The sequence below is a fragment of the Bacillus cereus genome (assembly GCF_002577405.1).
Classification (GTDB): Bacteria; Bacillota; Bacilli; order Bacillales; family Bacillaceae_G; genus Bacillus_A; species Bacillus_A cereus_AU.
The window spans coordinates 280,520-303,987 of record NZ_NULR01000001.1; the positions used below are offsets into that span (position 1 = coordinate 280,520).

A 23,468-nucleotide genomic window follows, 5' to 3' on the forward strand; every position below is an offset into this window, starting at 1 on the left:
CCCCTTCAAACCGGTAATTGAATTTCTATCTTTGTACCTTTTTTCGGCTCTGTTGTTATTTGAAACGATCCCCTCATTAATTCAATTCGTTCCTTCATACTTTTCAAACCAAGTGCGGACTCTCTTACTTGCTCTTGAATAAATCCTATTCCGTTATCTTCTATGTAAAAATGTAACTGGTTATTTTCTATCTTTAAATGAACATACACCTTTTCACACGAAGCATGTTTTTTACAATTATGTATCGCTTCTTGACTAATACGCCATAATACTTCTTCTATTTCATCTCCAATTGAGACCATTCCATCAATTCGAACTTCCACATGAATCCCTAACAGCTTTCCGTAATTTTGAACCGCTTCTGCTAAACCTTTCTCTAACCCTTCAGGTCTTAATTGCCAAATTAATAGCGTCATCTCCTGCAAAGCTTCCTGTGATAGTTCCCCTATATAGTTCAACATCTCTTGCAAGTCTCTATCTTCCGTCATATTTAGAGTACCTTTAGCTGTTAGCATAATAGAAAATAACAATTGTTTAACTGAATCATGTAAATCACGTGCAAGTCGATTTCTTTCCGCTACAACTACGTATTTACGTTCTTTCTCAACTAACTGAATACGTTGTATTGTCGTTCCTATTTGAAATGCAATCGATTCTAGTAATGCTAACTCTTCCTCTGAAAAATGTGTTTTATGAGGCGCAGCCACATTTAATAGACCGAATTTCTCCGATCCAGATCTTAACGGGATTGTTGCATGATGTGTAACATCTTCTGTTTCGCCCCAATTACATTCAATTGCATCTTCTATTCGCTTACATTCAATAATATTAGTCGCTTTTTCCAATCTTCCATTCACAAAACGCTCTACACACCAACAATCCCCTTCACACATTGGCTTCTTTTCTTGCCATGTAAGAGCTGGTGGTAAGTTTTGATCTACAAGCATTCGGTGTTCTCCACTTTCATCAATAAAGAATATCCATCCTGTTTGTAAATTCATAACTTTTAACAATGTATGTAATACTTTTTCTAACATATCCTGTAAATTTGTTGCTTCATTTAATAATTCCGCAATTTCTTTTAATGCTTCTAAACGATGCATCTCTTTTTCTTCAAAGTTCATTCTCATCACCAACTACCATTATAACATTAAGAAATTTCTAAATTCTACAAATAAAAAAGAACTGAATTCCTTCAGCTCTTTTTTAAGAGATATCTCATACAGCTCATTCAAATCTGCTGATCTTCAAATCCAAATTCTAAATGAAAACAGAAATTAGCTAATTTTCTTTAACTATCTGATAAAGATTGTCCCCCATGAATATGCTGTAAACTTTCAGTAGTAACGAACATATTCGCTGCTGGCATTTGCACTTGATTTTTATGAACCATAGACATTAACTCAAATCTTACTTGTCTAGAAGTTTCAAAATAATCTTCTGGCTTAATCAAACCTGTAATACAAAATTCATATCCAATATATTTAAGGTTAGGATTTAAGTCAGTAACACCAACATATTTAAACGGCTCAACTGCCTCATCCTCTACTCTATATAGACTTTGATCCAATTTTTCATTACAAATAACACAGACTTCCTCTAATAATCCCTTAACTCTTGTGGGGTCTTCCTGATAGCTTACCGTGATCCTTTCAATCACTCGCATCCATCCTTTATTAAAGTTTTGTATCGTTCTGATCTCTCCATGTGGTATAGTGAGAAGTTTTCCTGACCATTCACGAATTTGCATAAAACGAATACTGATTTCCTCAATAGTTCCTGAATTTGTTCCGTTAAAAGTAACAAAATCGCCAACACGAAACTCTTTGTCCGCTAATCTTGCAAAGCCTAATATTACATCTTTTAGCAACTGCTGTGCCGCAAAACCGATGACAACTCCCGCTATCCCTGCACCTGCAAGAATACTTTTTATATCTACAAATTGGCTAATTAAATATATGATAAGACTGATGATTATGATATATCTAAAAATAGAACGAATTACACTTTGAATCGTCTGTTCTACCTCTTCATCAAAAAAGTTGGACTTTCTAAAAAACCAATCAATAGTACGGTTTATGGCAAAAGAAATAATGATAAGAACTAAAGCAAATAGGAAAAACCTTAAAATTAAAAACTCCCTCACATAATTAAAAAATTCCTCAGTATACGTTAATACACTCATCTAACCACTTCCTGACTAATGAAAATTTCATACAAAATTGATTTATTGTAATTATGTATTGATTGTCTTAAAACTTGTTAAATGTTCTTCTATAAATATACCCTTTTTCACAATCTAAAGGGAGATAACAATATATTTTTTTACAAACGACTTTATTTTAAGTCTACAATACTCCCCTCGTTAAACAGAAAAAAGAGACCTTTTTGAAGGCCTCTTTTCATTTCACTTCTGCATTTAAACAAGACTTAAAATGTCCAAGTGCATATTCATGTCCTTGTGCATTAAAAGATGCAACGGCCTTTTCATAAACAACAATTTTAAATCCTTTATTATAAGCATCTACTGCTGTATGAAGAACGTAACCGTATGAATACATGGTATATCTTAAAAACGCCTTCGAGCTTGTCGGAACAAGATTTTTCACAACTTATAATGCAAATTTATTTCAAAAGGACAAAATGGTATATAAATTTGCTTAGCATATGTTTTCGTTAATATGTTGATGGGACTTCTTAAAGGCTGAATTAATATAATTTTTACAAACAAAAATGGACCTTTAAAAGAGGTCCTTTATTTCTTACAAAAAATCAAACTATTATTTAACATAGTCTAATCAAAAGAAAAACCAAAGACCACTGTATTTTCAGTCTTTAGTTTTTCTCATGTAATTAAAGTATCTGCGACAAAAACAAAATATTATGGTTTAATGATAACTTTCCCACCTACTCTTATCATTGCTATTGCTTCAGTCACTTTAGTGCCGTTAGTTGATGTATCTCTATAAAAGGCATCCAACGCTTCATCAAACCACTCTGCGTCTTTTAATTTACTAGCTTATGTGTATGTAGATGGTCAGATGATAAATAGGATGTTACTAAAAAAGAGATTAGCAAGGGTTGCTTATGTATATGCACCAAACACAACTCACATCGATGAGTTTTATGCAATTCAAAAAGAAGCACAGAAAAAAGGAATTGGGATATGGAGTATTGAAAACTATGCTGCTAATGATTTCAATACAAGTTCTTCAACAAACTCTAATCATTCTAAAACAAATTCTAACTCTCTTCAAAGCAACTCAAACGATAATAAAGAAAGCAATGTAACTTGCAAGGGGAAAATCAAAGGCAATGCAAACAGCAAGATTTATCATGTTCCTGACGGGGATTTTTATGATAAAACAACAAGTAACATTGCCTGGTTTTGCACAGAAAAAGAAGCGTAAGAAAATGGATATGTAAAATCAAAACGTTAAAAAAAGCACCTAATATAAATATATTAGGTGCTTTTTCATTAACTATATTATGCATCTTGATATTACACTCGTTGGAAAAATTCATGATAAGCATCTACGACTTTTTGAATCGTTTCTGCAATTCCAAGGTGGAAACTATCCTTTTCTTCTAATGGTGTTAATTCCATTAAACGAACCTGGTAACTATCCATAGGATTTTTAGGTTGCATATTAGCTTCATGATTCGGATAAACCGCCCAAACTTCGTGCACTGTTCTAATTAAGTGCCAGTTATTTGACAATGAATTTTTATATAAGAAAGGAGACTTCATATTGTCACGATAAGAAATTAACTGACGCATAGCATCTGTTTTTTTTCTTCTAAAATCATTCCATATGGCTTGTAAAGGTCTGTATTTAAAATCAACCATAATTGTTCCAATATATTCATCATTTTCATATATGTCCATTCGAACATCTGGACGTGTATGCGGACCACCTGTATAGATTGGTTTATTAATGGTTGTGCCCTGCTTTTCACTTGGTAATGTTTCATCATAAACCAAATTCAATTGGATATTGCCCTTTTTAAATTCAATAACGGTTCCTGGTTCTAAAAAAGGAACCGTTATTGAATTTGAATTAGGATTTGTATCAAAAATCCAACCCTTTACCACTTCAAAGCCAACATTTTCGTTTTGTAACCCATTTACCAATTGTAAAAATCCCCAAATCTCATACAATAAATCTGTTCGTTTCCAATAGTAGTCATAATTGGTATCAAGTGAAATGGATAATTCCTCATTTTTTAACAAGCGATATAGTTGATATAATTGTCGATATCTCAAGTCTAAATGTAACGCATGAGGAATGTTCAACATTTGTGCTTCTTCTACTTCTTCCATCCAATCTTCTTTTAATACAATCGAGCATTCACTTCTCACTTGTCGAACGAATCGTTCATATTCTAACAATTCATCTAATACTTTAGATTTCAAACGAATTTGGACGCTCTCATCGTGACGAAAGCGTTGAAAACGCTGTTCTGTTTTAATTTCTTGTTGTACTTTTTCTTTATGGTTATGGAGATATACCAATAAATCGTTCATTTCTCGTGAGATAAAACGCATAATTTTTTTAATCCATTGATTTTCTAATAAGTTATGATTTCTAGTATGTTTAGGTGTATAAACATAATCTCGACTTTCCGGATGTCTAGAACGATAACGAATACTAGTAGCATCAACAATCCCAGCTTTTCCTTCTGGAACCAAATCATATTCTTTACGAATCCGCATACGAGGTTCGGATTGAATAGATTTTAAAGAGTTAATCCATTTCAAGTAATCTTTTTTAACGATATATAATTTTCGAAGAATATGAATGGGAATAGGAAGAGAACTATTGACTCCAAGACTTGCATTTTTTCGTATTAAGTCTTGGGCTAATCCATTTAATGTTGCTTCAACTTCATCACGCATCGAAACCCATTGTTCTTCTGTAATTTGTTTTGGTTGTACCTTGAGCCAAGAATAGTATGATACATTTTGCACAACTACTTTAATTCGATAGTATCCAGGAATAAGCGGATAGTATCCAGTATTGTTTCTGGCGTTATCAGAGTTATCATACAAATATACAGGGCTCATTTCAGAAGTTAAATACCCAATATTATCTTCCCCAATTTCCACTGCCCATTCGGGGAGGGTGTCCAACCCATCCATATAAAGACGGGCTGTTTCATCCTCGCAAATAAATTCTAACAATAATCGTTTGTTTTCCATAACTTCCGGTACGTTTTCATCGTCCATTCGATACAAAATTGTTTCATCTTGTACGAAGTTAGTAACAGGAATCTCTTTTTCGTTTTGTTGGTTATGATTTTGCCGAAAAATAACTTTAAATGGTATGACCATATAAACGTAACTCCTTCGCTTTTTCCGCTATCAATTTTCGTGTTTGTTTAAATTCATAGGAAGTTGGCATAGTAGATAATAATTCTAACAATTTACTGTTCTCTACTGTTCTTGTGTCTGAATTATACTTACCAATCAATTCCGTAAATTGTTCATCCGACCCACGAACTTTTGTTAGAACACGTTGTACTAACTGAATATCAAAAGCTTCTTCTCTACTAAGAGGAGCGTTTAGCGGAATGTTATTTAGAAAATTGCTGATTTGGCGAATAATACGCCATCCGATTCCTAAGTTTCGACTGCAATTTTGCAATTCAATGTGCAAATCCCAGAGGAACTTAGATTCATTTTCATGTAATGAAATTTCACGTTCTTTTTTCTTGAATGTTTCGTATTCATCAAATGTAAACGGCTCTGACTTCGGTATAATTGGTTCTTGTTTTCGTTGTTCTTCCATTTGTAGCACATTGGAGTACGGCTGCATATTTAAAGTAATTACATTCGCTCGGTCTAATACCTTATCAGAGAATTGGAATGTAGATTCATCAAGATTTACAGTTCCTACAAAAATCACGTTACTTCCTATACGTAAAGTAGGTGGAAATACATTTTGGTTGTAGATTCTTGCACTAAACTCTTCATTATATAAACGTAAGATTCGCTTATTTTCTTCCAACTCAAGTACCGATAAGAATTGTGAGAAATAATGTTCAACGCGTGCAAGATTCATTTCGTCAAAGCAAACGACATGCAAGTCTTCACTATAATCTTTAGCACGGGCTAAGATATTCATCACACCGGAATCTCCTGGGCGATATACGTTATGTAATGTATCTAAATAACCAATTACATCTGCATCATCTTGCCAAAACGGACGAACCGGTACAAATAACATTTGGTCTTTGGTTAGTTTCAAAGCATTTGCATAACATTGGACAAGCTTCGATTTTCCAGTACCACTCATACCAGCTAAAATTACAAGACTTCCCGTTTTCATTGCAGTATGGAAATTATATAAATCTTTAGTATCATAATAGAGTCCTAAACGTTTGCATTCATTTTGAAATACTTCCATAAACTCATGTTCTCTGTAACCAATAGAGTGTTCTTCTGGTGTAACAGGTTCTACAGGTTTGTCATCTAATAATTGTTCTTTTGGAGCATCTTGTGTTTCTAATCCGCCAATCGGTTCCCCATGTTCTTTAAGCAAATCTTGCAATTCATCGCATTGTTTTGATTCCATAAAAAGAACCTGTTCATGCAGATAACTATTCATAACATATTCCGTTTGTAAATTGATGGAATTCACTTGGTTTGATGATGTATAGAATCGAAAACCACCATGAGCATAATCATATTTTTCAAATGAACCGTATAGTGTATATTCTTGCTTGTCCGGTTGATGTTTCCATAAAATCATAGATGGAGCAACGTCATCATCCTTAGAGATTTGTTTGTTTTCTCCTATATATTTTTTACCCTGTAATTGTTGTTCAAATACCTCTTTTGTACGCTCAGTTGTTTCTTCTGAAAAAATTGGAATCGGCTCCAAAAATGTACCAGGGGCAAAAGAATCAGATTTCTTAACAATACTTACATCTCTTGCAACATGATACTCCATTCCGCCACTTGGTTTTTTTAAATCTACTTTAAAAAAGAGTATATAGCGATTCAAAAAATCGCGAAGCGCTTGCTTTCTGTCGAAGTGGCTTTTAGTAATATCATCATAAAAACCCCAATTATTTAACTCCTCCTCATAACAACATACATCTCTTATTTGTCGAGGGAAACTTTCAGGGGGTGTCGAAACGATTCGTATATAAAATTGTAAATTATCGTTTTGATTGATAATAACAGAACTTCTTCCTGTTGAAACCTCTCCGTCATTTGCTAAAATCCCTGCAATATTAATATCCCATCTTTTTGCTCCGTACATACTACATAACCCTCTCTCTTCTTCCGTTATATTGACTCAATAACTCTCTTACTTCACTAAAATCTTTACAAATTTTGATTTTTTTCTTGTCTAGCTGTAAATACGAATCGTTTGTATTCAACAGCACTTGGTTTTGATGATTGAGTTCGTATGATAAAATCCAATAATCTTCATAGTCTCTTGTAAATGGATACTTATGAACATCATCTGATTCTACAAAATTAAATTCGATTCTTTCATCTTGAAATGGTTGTGTAAATAGAGGCTTTCCAATTACAAGAATTCGAGTTTTATTTGTTTGATTCAAAGTTACTTTCATTTCAGTTGTTGTTTTGTTATCAGAACCTTCCTTTGATAGTTCTTGTAGTTGTTTTTCATGTAATTGTTTCTCGTTCATTTGTTGTGCATGTAAATGATTTAATTTACCTTGCAAAACTTTTATTGTTTCTTCTAGCGCGGCTTTTTCTTTATTCCATTTACCTGTTCCCCCCGTGTACTCAGTCATTTTTTCGTTTTCTTTTACTAATTCGTTATACAATCGGTTTTTTTCAGTTAGTTTTTCATGGGTATTCTTATTTTTTTCTATCATCTCGTCCATTTTTTTCTTATGAATTTCATCGCGTTTTTCCAACTCCTTCTTTAGGTTGTCTACCTTTTGTTCGAGTTGTTGTATCTTCTTTTGGTCTTTTTTAGAGGTCGTCGTTTCCTCTTTTGGTTTTTCGTTAGAAATTGTTTTTTGTTTTGTCATCGGTTTTTTATCGTCCGATTCAGTGTTTTCTGTTCTAGATACAAAGTATTCATGCGGAAGATTTAATAATTCACTATGTTCGTCTTTTAAAAGTGCATACAATTGAATTGCCTTTTTATCTTGTTCTTCAAAAAATAGTTTTGTTAATACCGTAGCAGCATCACTGTCTTCTACAATACTTACTAGTTCGTTTACCTCTTTATCTACTAATGAGATTCCTTCTAGTGAATCCGGTTCATGTGTTTTGGACCAGAGCATCAATTTTTGATAATTCTTTGGTTCAAACAAGTTTGAAATAAGCACATTTCTATTTGCTTTATTAATGAAATTCTTAATTTTATTACTTCGGATACCCTTAAATTGGATAGTTTGGTCTGTGTATATGTCAACCAAATGTTCATTACTAAATCTAGGTAGCAACCATCGCCACACATCTTTACTAGACATAGGTTCCCTTCTTTCTAAAAGTGATATTATTTTTTGTGTCTGAATCCGTTTACATAATTATCACTCCCCTCAAAATTGGTATTTCTAACCGTTTATTCTTATTATATTAAGAGTCTATGAGAATATAAAGATGGTAAATATAAACAATAAAAATCCACTCATTCAATGAGTGATATTTCCATTCGTTATTTCCGATGAAGTCCTTAATAAAAGATAAGAAAATATTTCCTGAATCACAAATGTATGAATACATGTTATACCTTCGAGCCTGTGGGAACAAGTTTTTTTGCAACTTATAATGCAAATTTATTTCAAAAGGACGAAATGCTATATAAATCGACTGCCTTTCAATACAATGTGACCATGAATTAGTTTTACATTATCCCCTCCTGCGGCGTGCAGCTCTTTTTTAATCAACTAACGGTCTTTATTCAAATTGGCTCTGTTAAATTTTAATGTTGATAATTGCATAAAAATTGAAGGAAGCCCTATTTATTAGGGCTTCTCCAATTCTTTTTCAACTACCGCCATTGAAAAATCAAAAATCTAAACCAGCATACATTCTCGCTGATGAAGAAGGAGAAAAACTTACTTTGTATTTAGCACTAAGTGCCTTCTTAACTTTGTCTGTAATTAATAGACCAAGTTTATTACATTCGTTTTCCAATTCAATACCATTGGAACGCAACGTATCTTTACTCCAATCAATCCATTTACCATACTGCTTTGCCCACTTCATCAATTCATCTTTTAAATCCTCTGAAATGGGAACTTCTTCAATATCAAAGTTACATCCACATTGATTAAACCAAATTGGGTCTGTATCAACATCTCCTTCTACCTTTAAATCGAATGTTTCTTTATTCTCACAATAACAACGCATAAACAATACTCCCCATTGATACCTATGATTACTTTTTACACAGTTTAATCAACTATTCTGTTAGTAAGTTGATTAAAGACTAAACATTAAATTTTGACAGACGCAAACTATCATAAGTCTCCATCATTTAAAATACGAATGATGATAATAGGAACTCTCTAATATTGTGCTTTGTACTTTCGTTACTACGGCTATCTACTAATTTACCCTGTTATCCTGGTACAGTAAACTTAAAAACAATGGTTCACCCTAGACCAGGTGGAATTCAGAGCAGGAGTAACCACTGAACGGGTGCAAAAAATAGCTGAACAGCTTTGTGTTAATAATGTTAAACAAAAAAAGAGCATCGCTGTCGATTCAATGCTCTTTTTACTGCGCCTTACTGTGTTAATCCAATGCTATTTGTAATGATATTTAGCCTCAATTGAATAGCTTTCCTTTCGAAAGAAGAATCCGTTACTTTAAACGAGTAATTTTTTATAAAATCAAGATAATTTCCTCATTCAAAAACTCATTGATTGAAGGGATAAAAATAATAGAATGGGTAACCAATTTTCTAACATTGAAACAGTTTAAAAAGGTCTCTAATATCAAATTTTATCCTATTGATATATTCATCATGTTTTTTACGTTGGAATTTTGGTAACTGATTAACCTGCTTTTCAGAAAGGTAATGTAAGGTCTCCCGTACCTTAATTAGTACACCTTCATTTTTGCAGTTCTGAGTTTTGTTAGATACCCAAAATCGATAAATAAATCCATTTTCCTCTAAAATTTCCAGTTGTACTTGTATAGTATTTACACTAGAGTTTAGTTCCTCTGCTAAAGCATTAACAGTAGTAAAACAGAAATCATCTACTTCCTGACAGCGTTGTGCAAGAGCTATGAAGAGCCTAAAAGCCCTAGGTCCTATTATAGGTCGCCAACAGGTAACAAAGTATTGATTAAATCCTACTTTGTCTTTTTGAACGTAATCTATGAAAGGAAGAATTAATTCATCAGTTATCGTTTCAAACTTAAAAGCAGCTACTTCATGTTCAGCTATATACTGTCTTTCCAAAGATTTTTTTTTAAAGGATTCGAACTTCCCATTTCTAATCCTTTCCACCTTCTTTATTTTTTCAGTTGTTATGAACCTATAATATAGTAATTCATCCTCTGTTCCTAATAAGTTAACTTTACGCTTCATATCTGTTCCTCCTATTTTACATTACAGGTATAATTATGAACGAGAAAAATTTTTATATAGGCTATTCTGTAAGAAGTTTAAATAATTTGAATTTCATCCTCTGCCTAAATCGAAGGAGATAATACGGTCAATTCCGGTTTTGTTTTTTATCTTTTATCTGCTTACAAAGATACATTGAGCTGAATGAGTGCTCAATTATTAAACGCGACCCAACCATCCTAGGGAATGGCTGGGTTTCCGTAACTCACTGGAAGTTCTTCATGGTATTAAACCATCTAACAAAAGGAGATGAAAATACAAGTGTTTACGTTACTAAATGTATTCCACCTCCTTTATAGTGGCAAGAAAACAAAACGATATTGTGTATAATCAACATCATCGAGTTGCGTTTCTAACATCTGAAACAGTTCCTCTTTGAAAAGGTTCAATAGTTTCATCTTATCGTGCTTCATTATAATTTCTTCTAGATGGTCCACAACTGGTAAGGCTGCGATAGCATAGGATTTATCCGTTATAAAATAACTCTCCATTTCCAACGAAATGTTTTTCTTCTTGAATATTGCTGTCCTCAAGTGAAATTTCCATCCTAAAAATCCCACAAATGGGATAAAAGTTTACTTTAAATTTAAATTGAATCAGTAAACTTCCTAAAGGTGTAAAAAAACTCCCATCTTGGTAATAACAAACGATAGACTTATCCTTGTCTCCAAAGTTAAATAGCTTCATTTCCATTCCCCTTTTTCTCTATTTAAGTTTCATTTATCATAGATTATTTGTGTTAGGCTGACCGGTTAGTGCAATAAAAAAGGTGCCGTAGCACCTTTTTGTCAAACAAAGAAAACAAATAAAGAGTCTTTAGTAGTCAGCATACATAATAAATGTTCAACACCGTATGAAAGTCTTCTGTATTACCGGATGCGAGAACAAAAGATGGAATTACATATAAGGAATTCCCAGTCTTTTTTTGCGCGTTGGCTAATTTAAGATATTGCTATCGGGGAAGTCAGCTATATTTTTTCAACTCTTTCGTGTCTCTTCAATACTTGTTTCATCAATTTTTCAATGACTAATGCCTGTTCATCGCACTTCGTTTTGTAAGCCATCAACATCTGTTTCATGTTCGAAATTTCTTCCATTAGTCGTTCTACAGTTAGATTTTTAAGCTCTTCTACCGAAGAAAGATTCTTTTCAGCCCTTAAACCCTCATGGATTTCTTCAACTTCTTTAAGCAGGATTTGATACCATTCTTCTAAATATATTTTTCTGTCACCGGTATACAAGCTTCTCGGCGTCAATTGTAACGTCGAAGCTATCTTCTGTAAAACTTCTTCCTTGCTCAACCTTTGAGTGAGATATATCCCCTTCTGTGCTCTCCTGATAAATGTTCTTTTTGCACTGGCAGCGCCTCGAGTTAAATCTGCATGAGAAATTTGTTTCTTAGCCATTGATAACACCACTCCTCAGAAATTCATCCATTTGCTTTGCTGTTGGACTTGGAAACTTCCTATAATACTTTGCGATGTATTTTTTCACAGTTTGATATACCTCTTTTTCAACAGCTTCAGCTTCCTTTTCTGAAAGATGCTTAAACTTTCGAAATAGCTCCTTAAACGTCTCTGGTTGTAAGTCTTTTTTAATATCGTCTATCCTTAACGGAAGCGTCCTTTTCTCCACTTTATCTTTTGTCTTCTTTAATAAAGTTTCTTGATGATGAACAAAGACACCCCATCTAACAAGCTCCGCTGTATGCTCTAGTAACATATCTTCATCAGGACTATATTTATTACACTTATAACACTTCAATGTGTGGTGAAAACAAGTTACCTTCGCATGAGCGTTGCAGTTATGTGTTCTCATAGGGAATCCCTTCGGAACTTCTCCATCCGGTTGAGATTGTTCTGAGGGAAAATCCAGACCTTCTGTTTTCTTCAACAGTTGTTCTATAAATTTTTTTGCTGTTTCCTCTTCTTCCACTTCATCAATAATCATAGAAGACTTTTTGAAAATGCTCTCTTCACTAAGAACCTTTACTTCTTCTGCAACAGAATCAACAGTGTTCTCGTTAATAGTCGCTTTTATCCCGTACAAACCTTGTTTTGATATATCCTGAAGTGCATCCAATATATCATTTCCTGCTGTGAGGGTGTAAGTATATTGAGATTCCAAGTTTTTATGCCCAAGCCTATTAGCTATTTCTTCATTGGAGAGTCCTTTGAATTTCAAATAAGTTCCGTACATTCTCCTTAAATCGTGTGCTGTGAAATACCTGCCACTTGGCGGGGGCGTATCTTTCCATATCTTCTTTTGTAAGTCTTTAAGATATGTAGTAACATAAACCGGGAGTAAAGGGACTACTCTAAGTTGCGTACCTGCAACCAATCTTTTAGCTCTTAAATCGTCCCCTCCAGGATATAGCTCTGATTTGATTTCTATAGGCTCCGTAGGAGCTACACTCTGTAATTGCTTAACCCATTCAACAGCGTTTCTGGAGATTTTAACATCATGCTTTTTCCTCGTTTTTGTTTTATGAAAATGCAAGAAGCTGTCACCATACTTGTTTTGTTTTAAACAATTTTGCTTTAAGTAACATACCTCATGCGCCCTTTTCCCAGTCTCTAGTATCAGCAGCGATAATCTTCTAAGTCTGAAATCAAACAGTGCATTATCTTGATGATAAGGTGATTGGTCATCTTGCAAAGTCTCTATAAGCTTAACTGCCTGCTTAAAATCAATGTGTTTCCCGAAACGTTTATCGCGTACCCTTAATCCAGATTTTGGAATGATTCGTTTTTTATTAACATTTAATTGGTTTTGATATGCATAGAAATCAAACCAATTATCAATAACTTGGACATACATAAAGAAATCCTTTATACTGTCACCCTCAGCTATATCAACAAATATATCCATTAATCTACCTTGTAGTACATCTTCAATGGTGTGTACTTCACCAAGATATAGATAGTTCTGACACAATAAACGCAAAGTTTTAGAATAGTTTTTCCAAGTTCCAGGGCTTATCTCTTTAGTAGCAATGGTCCCTGAATCACCTTCAACATTCGTATATGTTTGAAGATTCACTTTTTTCACTCTATCTTTCAAGCCCCCGAAAACATACTCTTTTATATGGAGCGCTAGTTCCGTTTCAAAGACAGAAGATTCTTCCAGCCAGAGTTCCAATTCTGATTCAAAAACATCCTTCTTTCCTGAAAAATTCATAATATTACGAACTAAAGACCTTTCTTCCTTAGAAAGAAGGTAACTAAGTAATGTAAAGGTCCTTTTTCTTCTTCCATTATTTACTCCAGAAAACTTATCTGCGACCTCTTTTAACAAATCATCAGTTATTGGTTCATGCCCAATCCCTTCAATTACTCCGTAACCAGAAAGCCATAATCTCAAAGTAAGGTTTTGAATTTCTTCTTTGCCCCTTACTGTTTTTTCTGTGTCATTTTCGTTCAGAGGGTCCCATTTTTTATAATGCTCATCAAACAAATCCGAAAGGATTGTGAAATTAGGCATAGCCTCCAAAGGGAATTGATGCAAGGTCCAAAAATTCATAGTGTATTCTAAAGGCAATCGACATCTTTGTACAAAAGCTAGACTTAACAAATAGTTTTGTATTGTAAGCTCTCTATATTCTTTTCCTCTTCCGAGGAAACTTACAACATCAGTTTGAATACACTCATGAAACGGAACTGTAAACATAAACCTACGGTTCTTGTATGCAGCAGGTGCAAGAGCAGCCCACTCTTCGAGTGTAAAGTGTGCTTGCTCATACATTTTTATTCGAATTCCGTTCAGTGTGGCGACATGTTCATCATTCTTTTGAAGTGAGCGCAACATTTCCACTTGGCAATGCCTCCTTGATATCTTTCCTCAACAGTCTTAATTGGACCATCTCCCATATCGTTTCTGGACTTAAACGCAAGTCAGTAAGTCTTTTTTGTATTAAAGCTTGTGTCTTTATAGAAGAAGCTGCGAAAGGGTTATCATCTGTATAATGTTTACTGTTCTGTACTAGACTTCTGTGTTCCAGAAAAAGTTGTGCTAGTAATCCGATAGCTTCCTCTATTTCTTCTTTTCGTAACAGAAAATGTTGACAGCCCCAGCATCGATAGTACGTTTCACAGTTATCTTCAGACATACACCAACCCATATCTCTTTTTCGACCGTACTTTTTTAAGAAGTCCGATAGTTTTATTTCCGAATTTAAATCATCAAATATTCTACTGTTTTCAATGGATTCATCAGCCCACATTTCAATGATTCTCAGATAATATTTTCCTGAAATTTCCTGTTTTTCATAACCATCAACGATGGAGTAGAGAAGGGTGTTACGCGAGATTTTACTTCTAAGGTAACGCATAGACATTTTTTCGTCATGATGACCGAGTACAAACTGTGTCGCCTTAATATTTCTTGTTTTGGCTTGTACCAAGGTAGCTATAAAATGTCGAAATCCATGAGCACCAATCTCAAACATTTCACCATCATTTTCAATCTTATAATCTTCAATCTCTTTTATCTGTGGGAGAATTTCACATTTCAAAAAATCCCTAATCGCCGTTCTTGTTAGAAGACCGTTGACGTTATCTTCATGGAAAAGGTGAACATACCTCAGATTGTTATTAGGATTAGTTATTGCTTTAAACCCTCTTGCATGACATCGTTTCTGAAGGCGTTGTATCGCTTCAATTCCAACATTATCAAACAGAGGGAACTGCGCATTAACATTACCACCTTTATCTCTGTATACGGAAGTCACCCCTAGAAAACTATCACTATTTAACATAGGCTTTAGGCAGTCTATCGCAAGGTTATGAATAAAATCAAATCGAGCAGGACAAGACCCGACAATCAGCCAGAAGTCCTTACATAACGCTTCCCTTTCAGTTTCGGGAACATACGCATAACATTCCTGAATTATCCTTTCAGCTAGTCCTTCTATAGGGAAGGCACGACCATCACTGTTTTCTTGCTCTGCTGTAACAGCACGATTTAGCTTTAACGATAGACCTTCAGGGAAGTCAATAGTCTTTGGGAAATCAGGGTACTCATTTAACCCCCATTCAATAAATAACTTAGCTTCAATAACATGTGCATAAGTATATGATGTGCGGAACTTGAGACTTAACCATTTATAATAAGCCCAAAATTCCGTTCTTTGGAAGTTTGACAGCTGTACAATTTCACTTTGTTCTTTTAGAAATGATAGAAAATTTGATAAGGTAGTATTTTTCTTTTTTATAGTTGCTTTTGAATATCCCCCGGCTATCATATATTTTTGATAATCCCGGATAGGCGTTTCAAAATGCGGGTGTTCAGCTACCATTTTATCAACCGTTTTTTTTTTGTACCAATGGGTGAGTTGCTTTTTTGTTGTATAACCAAGAGCGAACCTTGCTTTTTGTATGATATTTCTTGAAGTAACTACCGAGTTGAACGACCAGTCTACACAGCTCTCTAGTACATCTTTGTCTGTAATATCCTTCAATTTCTTTCCAAATGTAACGCATAACTTATAAAAACTACTAACAAAATACTCTTTCTCGGAGTCTTTTCGCAACGCTTTTAATGCTTCGGCTTCCTCTTCAGTGACAAACTGGTAATGCTCAGCTAACTCCTTACATAAATCAGCCACTCTATTAAAGAACTTACTATAGTAATCTATAATTGCTTTTCTATATTCAGGGTAATGCATTAAACCTCTTTCTAAAGCCCAAGGTAAAATATATCCAAAGTCCTTCATTGCACCCCATTTGAAAGGTTCCTTTTCTTCTAAACAAGTTTTCAGCCAAATATCCCCTGTTGAATATTTGGTTTTTAACTTGTTTAATATGCCTTTCAACGCTTTCTTTCTGCTCTCGTTGGCTTCGCTTCTAGGTAAATCTTCAATTTCAATCCACTCTGTATTCATCAAATTCATACCTTTCCACCATTTTTGAAAGTAGAAGCAATGTCTCCTACTCTGTCATCTATATGCAAATCGTCCTGTCCAGGTAAGTAATGAAGGTAGATTGTTCTAGTTGTTTTTTCATCACTATGACCTAACCATCTAGATACATCGTAAATCGGTTTGCGTTTAATTCGGATTAAGTGAGTTGCAAAAAAATGACGGAATGAATGTGGAGAAAAGTTGAGATAAAAATCTTCTTTTTTAGAACCAGAAATAACGCTGCGGTACTTAGAATAAACCGTCCCCCCGGTAATTGCCTCTCCCTTTGAATTATTTGAAGTTGAATAAAATAAGTAATCATGTTCTTGTTCTGTCTCTTCCATTACCAACTTCCTTTCTTTGATATGTTCAAGTAATAAGTTTGTAAGCTCCTGCTGCGAGAAAAAGTTAGGGATTTGTCGTGGTTTGACAGTTTTATTTTGAGATTGAAAATTGTCAATCTCTCTTTTTTCTACATTACAAACCCATCCCTTTAGCTTGTTATCATACGATAAATCGCCATGCATCTCGTTCTTTAACCATTCCTCTGCCTTGTTAATATCCCAAAGATAAAAGTCTTTAGGTACGTTTTTAGAAACAAATAGAAGGTTTCGAGCCTCAGACCTTCTAAGTCCAAAAGACTTCAAGATATAAAACAAAAGTCTTGTTTGGGTATCGCCTGAAGGAATCAAGGACATGAAATTTTTCACATCTTCTTCGGTCATCACTTCTTCCGATAACGGGTGAATGAGGTCCGCTGAAGCGTCTGGATTACTAAAACTAGCTTCACTTAGTATGGCGTGTATATTGGCTACCATTACATACGTTTTTCTCCCTGTTGTACCCGTTGTGGTAGTTGTGAATGCTCTTTGCTTTACCGGAATAGATGTAAGGTCTATATCTTCGAATTCACAGGTTTCTTTTTTTAAAAAGTTTAGATACTTACATGCCGTTTCGACAATACCGCTTATAGTATTATGAGAAAAATCTTCGAATCTGTCTTGGACCATTATTCCTTCGAAATTTAAGCCAATAGATGACACTTTACCAAAATGCTTTGCTCGTTCATGCAAAGGCACCTTTTTCAGTAATGACCATTTAATTGCCTGCTTAGGTGTGGCTCTTAAAACCTTTAATAAACGCAAGTAACTAACAAAGGATACAACAACTATAAAGGTATCCACTTCTAACAAATCAATATTCCAAAACTCTAGGAAGTCCAAAAATCTTTTCAGTTGATGCGCTTGTCTTGAAATAGTATTTATAGGAGTGTCATTGTACTTTTGCTTTAATAAAAAGCAAGTGCCATAGTAATGCAATTTATGAGAAGCAGTATAAATATGGATTACATTGTGCGCTGCATTTTCTTTGCCTTCGGCTCTTCCTATGAAGTCTACATAATGTAAGCCGTTTATCTCGCTAAAAGAGTAGATGTTGGCGTACTCCTTTAACTGGTCAACCTTGTCTAAAACATTGGAAGTAGCTTTTAATGTAGCATAGTCCATCTTGTCACCAACTCTCTAAAGGAAACTATCATATTAATCTTCCAACCAGCTGTAAAAGGAGATTTTTAAGATTTGGCGTTCACTTGATTCGGTCACTTTCTCGTTTGCGTTTTTTTCAAAAACAGCATTCGGCTTCCAATCCCAAAGAATTCCATATCAAGAGTAATGGCATTACTGACCTTTTTTTCTTGATAACCTTTCCCGTTACTTCATCAATATCATTACTAAAATTTAAGAAAATCCTAATAAAAGAGAGATTTCTAAATAAATCCCACCTTAGAACATCAACTAATGATACATTAGAGTCCACCAAGTTGGATTAACATTTACAACCATAATAAACTAAAACAATTTACTATTCAATAAAAAAAATATATCAATTAGCAAAATTTAATTTAGATACACTCTTTCCTTATTAGGAGATTTATATTAATATGGAAATACTAACTAATAGAGGTGGACTGTTATGAGCTATCTCGGCAAAAACATTCGAATATTAAGAAAATCAAATGGTTTATCAATTTCAGAATTAGCTAAGTTAAGCAAAGCAAGTCCGGCAAGCATTAGCCAAATAGAGAATGGAAATAGAGATGCAACATTTAAACTCATTCTTAGCATTGCACAAGCACTTAATGTTGAAGCAGCTACACTAGTAACTCCTGTTAATGAGGACAACTACAAACATGATATTCAATCTGTAATAAGATTTTCCGACAACGATTTAATCATCGGTAAATCCGTAAATCCCTTACATCATGAGATACACTGGGGGGCAGTTTTTAACCTTTCTGGTGAGGGAATGTTAGTAGATACTTTATATGTGAAACAAAGTGAAAAGGATTTTAACTTTAACACTTTCTTTGAAAAGACACTTAATTCTTATTTAATCCAACAAAGATTACGAATAGTAATGTGGAAATGTATTGAAATTGATAAACCATATTTAGAAGTTGTAAAAGAAGGAATTGAATGGCATACATTTAAAGAAATGATTAATCGTTTAGGACTTCTAATAACAGATAACTGACTCTTAATGATATTTACTATTTTAAAAAGAACTGCTGATACAATTCTTCAGCAGTTCTTTTTCTCTTTAATAATGATTCAATTCTCACGACTAAAATATGTAGTTAATACTAAAAGCAAATGCAAAACAATTAATGAGCGACCTTCATTATAAAACTCTACATCTGTTAAACGATGTGCAATATTATTTCTAATATTTTCCGAAGAAGTATCATCATTTAATAAATACTGCAAGTAACCAATAAAGTCTTCAGATAAATTCTGCTTCACTTTTTCATCCTTAAGGATATCGGATAAATTCACGGTAGTTTGTAAATTGCTATCTTTTCGTTGAGTAGCAATGTCCGTACCGTTATATAGTTCATAAACTCTCCTTAGTAAGCATTCAATTGTTGGTACAAGTACACTTAAAAATGAAATAAATTTATTATTGTAGAAATGTTCTAATGCCTCTTTAATAAACACAATGTCATTATCCGTTACAACTTCAGAACGTTGTACATAATTCAATAAAAACCCCAAGTTGAAGTCTTTATCTTTCTTTAAACCTAGCATTGCAGGAATTGTAGTAGATTGAAAATGAGTCGAATAACAAAGAGATTTCGCTTCTATATCCCTTTTACCAATTCCAATTACCTTATTACCACTTAAATGTATAGAAGAAAGAAGTTGGCTAGTGATAGAGTTATTCAATGTTTTTTCCGAGCCTTCAATTGTTTTCAATTCAGGAAATGGTCTATAAAATAGATGTGTTCCTTTCTCTCCATTTATCTCAGCATCCCTTATAACCGGAAACGCTAAATCAAAAACACGATTTTCTAGTGATACATTATGGTCTGAAAAAATTTCAAAAACCTTTTTGTATTTTTCTTCAAAATCATTAATAATTTTTTTTCCTAATTTCAGCGGTATTCTTTGTTGTGAGTCTGTCCCAAATTTATAAATAGATTCACTAAGGATAGCTAAAGCCTTTCTAGCTCCTTCTTGATTGTTTATATCTGAAAAAATAACAGAAGCCCTTTGTGCATAATGAATCTTTGCCATTTGGTCTTTATTAGCTTCAGCAATACTTAATGCAAGATTAGCCTGCCGCTCTTTAAATTCATTTCCATCTACAGTTGGTATAGATACTGCTGTTACTTCTTCATACAACCTATCCAAGAAATTATCGTTTCCTTCTTTCTGCAATTGTACTTCAAGTTCATTCACCAAAAGTACGATATACTCATAATAACGACTTTTTATTTCCGAATCCCTCTCACTTTCGATAAAAGGAACTACATATGACATAATTAAAAGTAAATGAGATTTATCTTTCATTAAAAATTCTACTACTAAATCCCAAATATTTTTCCTAATAGGCTGTATGTTCTTCCCGTACTTTAAAACATAATTTATTACATTCATTTTTAAACAAGGCTCATCATAAAACATTTCATGCAATAATTCATCTTCTTGGATTAATTCTAAAATTTTCTTCATTGGTAGCATTTTTTTCTTTTCATAATTTAATAAATGCCAATAATACCTAAATTTCATAAATGGCTCCTTAGCCATTTCTGCCTTTTCAACGGCGTAAAGAATAGAATTTTTAATCTCTTCACTATTATATGAATCCGAAGCATCACCAACTAGTGTATATTGAACAATAGACTCACATATAAAATCTATTTCTTCATTCTCTTTTGGTATCATCTCACTCAAATCAGATATAAAAACAGCAGAAATTTGTTTCGTTTTGATTACCTTAGAAAAATTATTTTCATAATCGCTAAAAGACATTTTATATCCTCTTCTCCCGCTTAAAATATTTGTTTGTGTTTAGACAGGGCAGAAAAATCTATAAAGAAATTATTTTTCTTTGTTGTTTTTCAAGTTCCTGATATTTACCTATTGGATTTTCAACACCACGAAATCTGTAAAATCCACTCTCACTTTTATCAAAATATCCCTGTTTTTTAATTGAATAAAACTATTCTCTCATTCCATTCTACACGAGCATATTGCTAACAAAAAATAATTTGCTTAATTTTGAAAATCAAACTTTCTATCTGTTAGCAATCTTTATCTCTAACCCATATTTATCCCATTTTTTCTAGATTTTCATGTCTCTCAATGCATCATTCGTTTTTACATCTTTTTAATCTGAATTTCATATAGGTGAATTTTAGATTTCCGACAAAAAAATAAAATTCCATACTTTTAACAACACAAATAATTAAGTTTAGATAGAATTTTTAGAAATAACAATCGACAGAATTGATATTTCTGTAACAGAAAGTTATTTAGATATCACTGAAGTCGTAGTTCCATTAGAAAACAGGGACTTCAGTAATATTTTTGTTAAATTAGAAGGGATTCAATATAAACAAATCCCTATCAAATCAATAAGATTCAAAATCCATATGATTTAATCTTACAAAATAAGCTGGAGTTAAACTCAACACAATATATGGTAACTGTAAAATTGAGTGCCATAGAGATATTCAAAACAATATAAAAATAGAAAAGGAGCTTATAAATCGGCTGAAAGTATACGAAAGCAAATTTTTCAAAAATACGCTTGAGAAAACCTTGTCTTTTTTAAACACTATTAAAAAGCCACTCAACTTTGAAGTGGCTTTTTGGAATATTTATTGCAATTATTTCTTTTCCATTTTCATTTTTCATTACAACTTCTTTATTTTCATTATGTTCATCAACAATGCTCTATATCTTAAACAATTCCCAACCTAAATAAATCACTTCCCCCCCAAGAGATACAAGAAAAGGACCTTTCATCGTGTAATCCTTCATAAATTTTAAGAAAAGCATCACCTGAACTCCTTGTAATATCAACACCCAATATTAATTTACATCACATAAATACTTCTTTTCTCCATTTTCCCACCGACAAATTCAACTTAATATCGTAAGATTCTGCGCTTTTTTAGTCTAAAAAGAGTATTAATATCTTCTTCTTTTAACTCACCGTCCTCAAGTAATTTCTGATGAATACTAAACACTGCTGGCTCATTTGCTATTGATATAATTGGATGATATTCAGTCCCAATAAAATAATATTGCGGTAAAAGGTTTCTAATTCGATGTTCTGCCTCTCCCTCTAATAACACGCTTTCCCCATCAATATCAGCAACCCCATCGTCGTACTCAGCGTCTGTGATGTATCTATCCCTAAACCATGCTGCTTCTTCCATAGTATCATCTTCCCTTTCTTCATAAATTCCAAAGCGTGGCATTGGCTTCGTCTTTATCAATAAACATTGTTTATCAAGTGAGCCGGGATATTTTAATGCCCATAATTTATCAACCCGAATTTCAATACCATCCATTATCCACGTTTCATCATCCAGCTTAGATAAATTAGAATGAATTTGTGAACTGCTAAAACCTTGCGTCCACCAAAGATTTATATTATCCCTTAAAGCAATTAACTGATTCATAACAAAATCAATCCGTTTTTGATTTCCTGCTTCTACTAAACCATTCTTTCCAGGGAAAGAGACTCTTAATAATTTATCAAATTCACTTAAATTATTATTTAATCTATCTATTTCATCCTCAACACTATCCGGTTCCTTCAACCCTTCAATCAACGCCCTCTCTATTTCTTCGATTGTTTGAAAACGCTCTTTAGGAGAATGGCTTAACATTTTCTTTACTATTGGTTCAATAACTTCATAAGATGAATCTTGAGCCGTAAGAGGAGCTCTATCTCCTCTAGTAGCACTTCCTATAATAATCCATGTAATAATTTGTCCTAAAGCAAATATATCCATTGTACAATGCGGAGTATTTTCTTTTTGAAACTGTTCTGGTGCCGAAAAATCAAAATTAGCCATTCTGTCACCTTTTTTTGTTTGGGCATGTCTTTCATAAAATTCAGGGTCAAACCACGAAATGCCAAAATCCGCTAAAACCATCTTCCCATCAGTAGCAACCAAAATATTTTCTGGTTTCAAATCCCTGTGCACTATGTTCCGCTTATGGATAACTGATACAATTTTAAAAAGATTATATAATATAGGGTTTAAGGTATCGAAATTATTAATTTCTACGGTTTTTAGCCATGATTTTAATGTATAAGGATACTTTTTCATCAATATGTATGGAAATTGTTTTCCCCCAATTGTCAAATGACCATAATAATATATTGGGACTACCGCTCTAGTTTCAGCTAACTGTACAATTTCTTTAAATTCCGTTAAAAAACGCCTATATTTTGTAGAGTTTTGTCCCACTTCTTCTGCCAATATTTTTATAGCTACTTCATTTTTTCCAAAGTCGGCAGTATGAACAATTGCGTTTCCTCCTTCACCAATTTCTCTCTTTACTTTTATATCTCCCATAGGAGTCTCAATTTTTCCATCGTTCTTCAAAAAACTTCTAATTACTTTTTTATTGTTATCAATCATATTTTATCCCCTACCCCATTTGTCTTTTAATTCTTAGATATACATT

16 protein-coding genes and 2 pseudogenes are annotated in these 23,468 nt (G+C 33.4%); 3 read left to right on the forward strand and 15 right to left on the reverse strand.

Translation table 11 applies throughout. The features are described 5' to 3' along the window. Positions 1-5: 5 nt before the first annotated feature. The 3 genes and pseudogenes from COC96_RS01490 to COC96_RS01500 form a co-directional block, all read right to left on the reverse strand. Complete coding sequence (locus COC96_RS01490) at positions 6-1,103, reverse strand: GAF domain-containing sensor histidine kinase (protein WP_222120946.1); 1,098 nt, start codon at positions 1,101-1,103, stop codon at positions 6-8. A gap of 188 nt (positions 1,104-1,291) precedes the next feature. Next, positions 1,292-2,185, reverse strand: a complete 894-nt coding sequence (locus COC96_RS01495; protein WP_098266685.1) for a mechanosensitive ion channel family protein — start codon at positions 2,183-2,185, stop codon at positions 1,292-1,294. Between the two features lie 217 nt (positions 2,186-2,402). Continuing rightward, positions 2,403-2,543, reverse strand: a pseudogene (locus COC96_RS01500) (isochorismatase family protein); the annotation flags it as partial. A gap of 477 nt (positions 2,544-3,020) precedes the next feature. On the opposite strand from COC96_RS01500, the pseudogene COC96_RS28650 reads away from it, so the two are divergent. Then, positions 3,021-3,161 (forward strand): annotated as a pseudogene (locus COC96_RS28650) (thermonuclease family protein); the annotation flags it as partial. 144 nt (positions 3,162-3,305) lie between these two features. Further along, on the forward strand, positions 3,306-3,410 hold the full coding sequence (locus tag COC96_RS28655; RefSeq protein ID WP_441296578.1) for a sunset domain-containing protein: 105 nt from the start codon (positions 3,306-3,308) through the stop codon (positions 3,408-3,410). A 92-nt stretch (positions 3,411-3,502) separates the two neighbouring features. Here COC96_RS28655 and COC96_RS01510 read toward each other — a convergent pair whose 3' ends face one another. The 10 genes from COC96_RS01510 to COC96_RS01555 all read right to left on the reverse strand — a co-directional run bounded on the left by COC96_RS01510 (position 3,503) and on the right by COC96_RS01555 (position 17,981). After that, on the reverse strand, positions 3,503-5,335 hold the full coding sequence (locus COC96_RS01510) for a DUF2357 domain-containing protein (RefSeq protein ID WP_098768142.1): 1,833 nt from the start codon (positions 5,333-5,335) through the stop codon (positions 3,503-3,505). After that, positions 5,319-7,271: an AAA family ATPase gene (locus COC96_RS01515; RefSeq protein WP_098768143.1), complete on the reverse strand. Its 1,953-nt coding sequence runs from the start codon at positions 7,269-7,271 to the stop codon at positions 5,319-5,321. Before COC96_RS01515 ends, COC96_RS01510 begins: the two co-directional genes overlap by 17 nt. 1 nt (position 7,272) lies before the next feature. Beyond that, the gene (locus COC96_RS01520) at positions 7,273-8,466 is read right to left on the reverse strand and encodes a hypothetical protein (protein WP_098768144.1); all 1,194 of its coding nucleotides are present in this window, start codon (positions 8,464-8,466) and stop codon (positions 7,273-7,275) included. 538 nt (positions 8,467-9,004) lie between these two features. After that, the gene (locus tag COC96_RS01525) at positions 9,005-9,349 is read right to left on the reverse strand and encodes a hypothetical protein (RefSeq protein WP_098768145.1); all 345 of its coding nucleotides are present in this window, start codon (positions 9,347-9,349) and stop codon (positions 9,005-9,007) included. Positions 9,350-9,905: 556 nt separating this feature from the next. Further along, positions 9,906-10,538 carry a helix-turn-helix domain-containing protein gene (locus tag COC96_RS01530; protein ID WP_098768146.1) on the reverse strand — a complete coding sequence of 211 codons (633 nt, stop codon included), beginning with the start codon at positions 10,536-10,538 and terminating at the stop codon, positions 9,906-9,908. A gap of 504 nt (positions 10,539-11,042) precedes the next feature. Further along, on the reverse strand, positions 11,043-11,264 hold the full coding sequence (locus COC96_RS27830; RefSeq protein ID WP_257201306.1) for a hypothetical protein: 222 nt from the start codon (positions 11,262-11,264) through the stop codon (positions 11,043-11,045). Positions 11,265-11,545: 281 nt separating this feature from the next. Then, positions 11,546-11,983, reverse strand: a complete 438-nt coding sequence (locus tag COC96_RS01540; protein ID WP_098768147.1) for a hypothetical protein — start codon at positions 11,981-11,983, stop codon at positions 11,546-11,548. After that, complete coding sequence (locus COC96_RS01545; RefSeq protein WP_257201440.1) at positions 11,976-14,384, reverse strand: site-specific integrase; 2,409 nt, start codon at positions 14,382-14,384, stop codon at positions 11,976-11,978. The genes COC96_RS01540 and COC96_RS01545 overlap by 8 nt, the downstream gene beginning before the upstream one ends. Then, a complete protein-coding gene (locus tag COC96_RS01550; RefSeq protein WP_098768149.1) occupies positions 14,359-16,467 on the reverse strand; it encodes a hypothetical protein in 2,109 nt (702 codons plus the stop codon). Before COC96_RS01550 ends, COC96_RS01545 begins: the two co-directional genes overlap by 26 nt. Further along, positions 16,464-17,981 (reverse strand): tyrosine-type recombinase/integrase, encoded by a 1,518-nt coding sequence (locus tag COC96_RS01555; protein ID WP_098768150.1) that lies wholly within the window; start codon positions 17,979-17,981, stop codon positions 16,464-16,466. The genes COC96_RS01550 and COC96_RS01555 overlap by 4 nt, the downstream gene beginning before the upstream one ends. Before the next feature lie 466 nt (positions 17,982-18,447). Between COC96_RS01555 and COC96_RS01560 the strand changes: the two genes are divergently transcribed. Beyond that, positions 18,448-19,008, forward strand: coding sequence for a helix-turn-helix domain-containing protein (locus COC96_RS01560; RefSeq protein WP_098768151.1), 561 nt, complete (start codon positions 18,448-18,450; stop codon positions 19,006-19,008). A gap of 77 nt (positions 19,009-19,085) precedes the next feature. Here the strand turns inward: COC96_RS01560 and COC96_RS01565 are convergent, their stop codons facing one another. Both COC96_RS01565 and COC96_RS01570 read right to left on the reverse strand, forming a co-directional pair. After that, on the reverse strand, positions 19,086-20,789 hold the full coding sequence (locus tag COC96_RS01565; RefSeq protein WP_098768152.1) for a DUF4209 domain-containing protein: 1,704 nt from the start codon (positions 20,787-20,789) through the stop codon (positions 19,086-19,088). A gap of 1,121 nt (positions 20,790-21,910) precedes the next feature. After that, positions 21,911-23,422, reverse strand: a complete 1,512-nt coding sequence (locus tag COC96_RS01570; protein WP_098768153.1) for a protein kinase domain-containing protein — start codon at positions 23,420-23,422, stop codon at positions 21,911-21,913. Positions 23,423-23,468 lie beyond the last annotated feature (46 nt).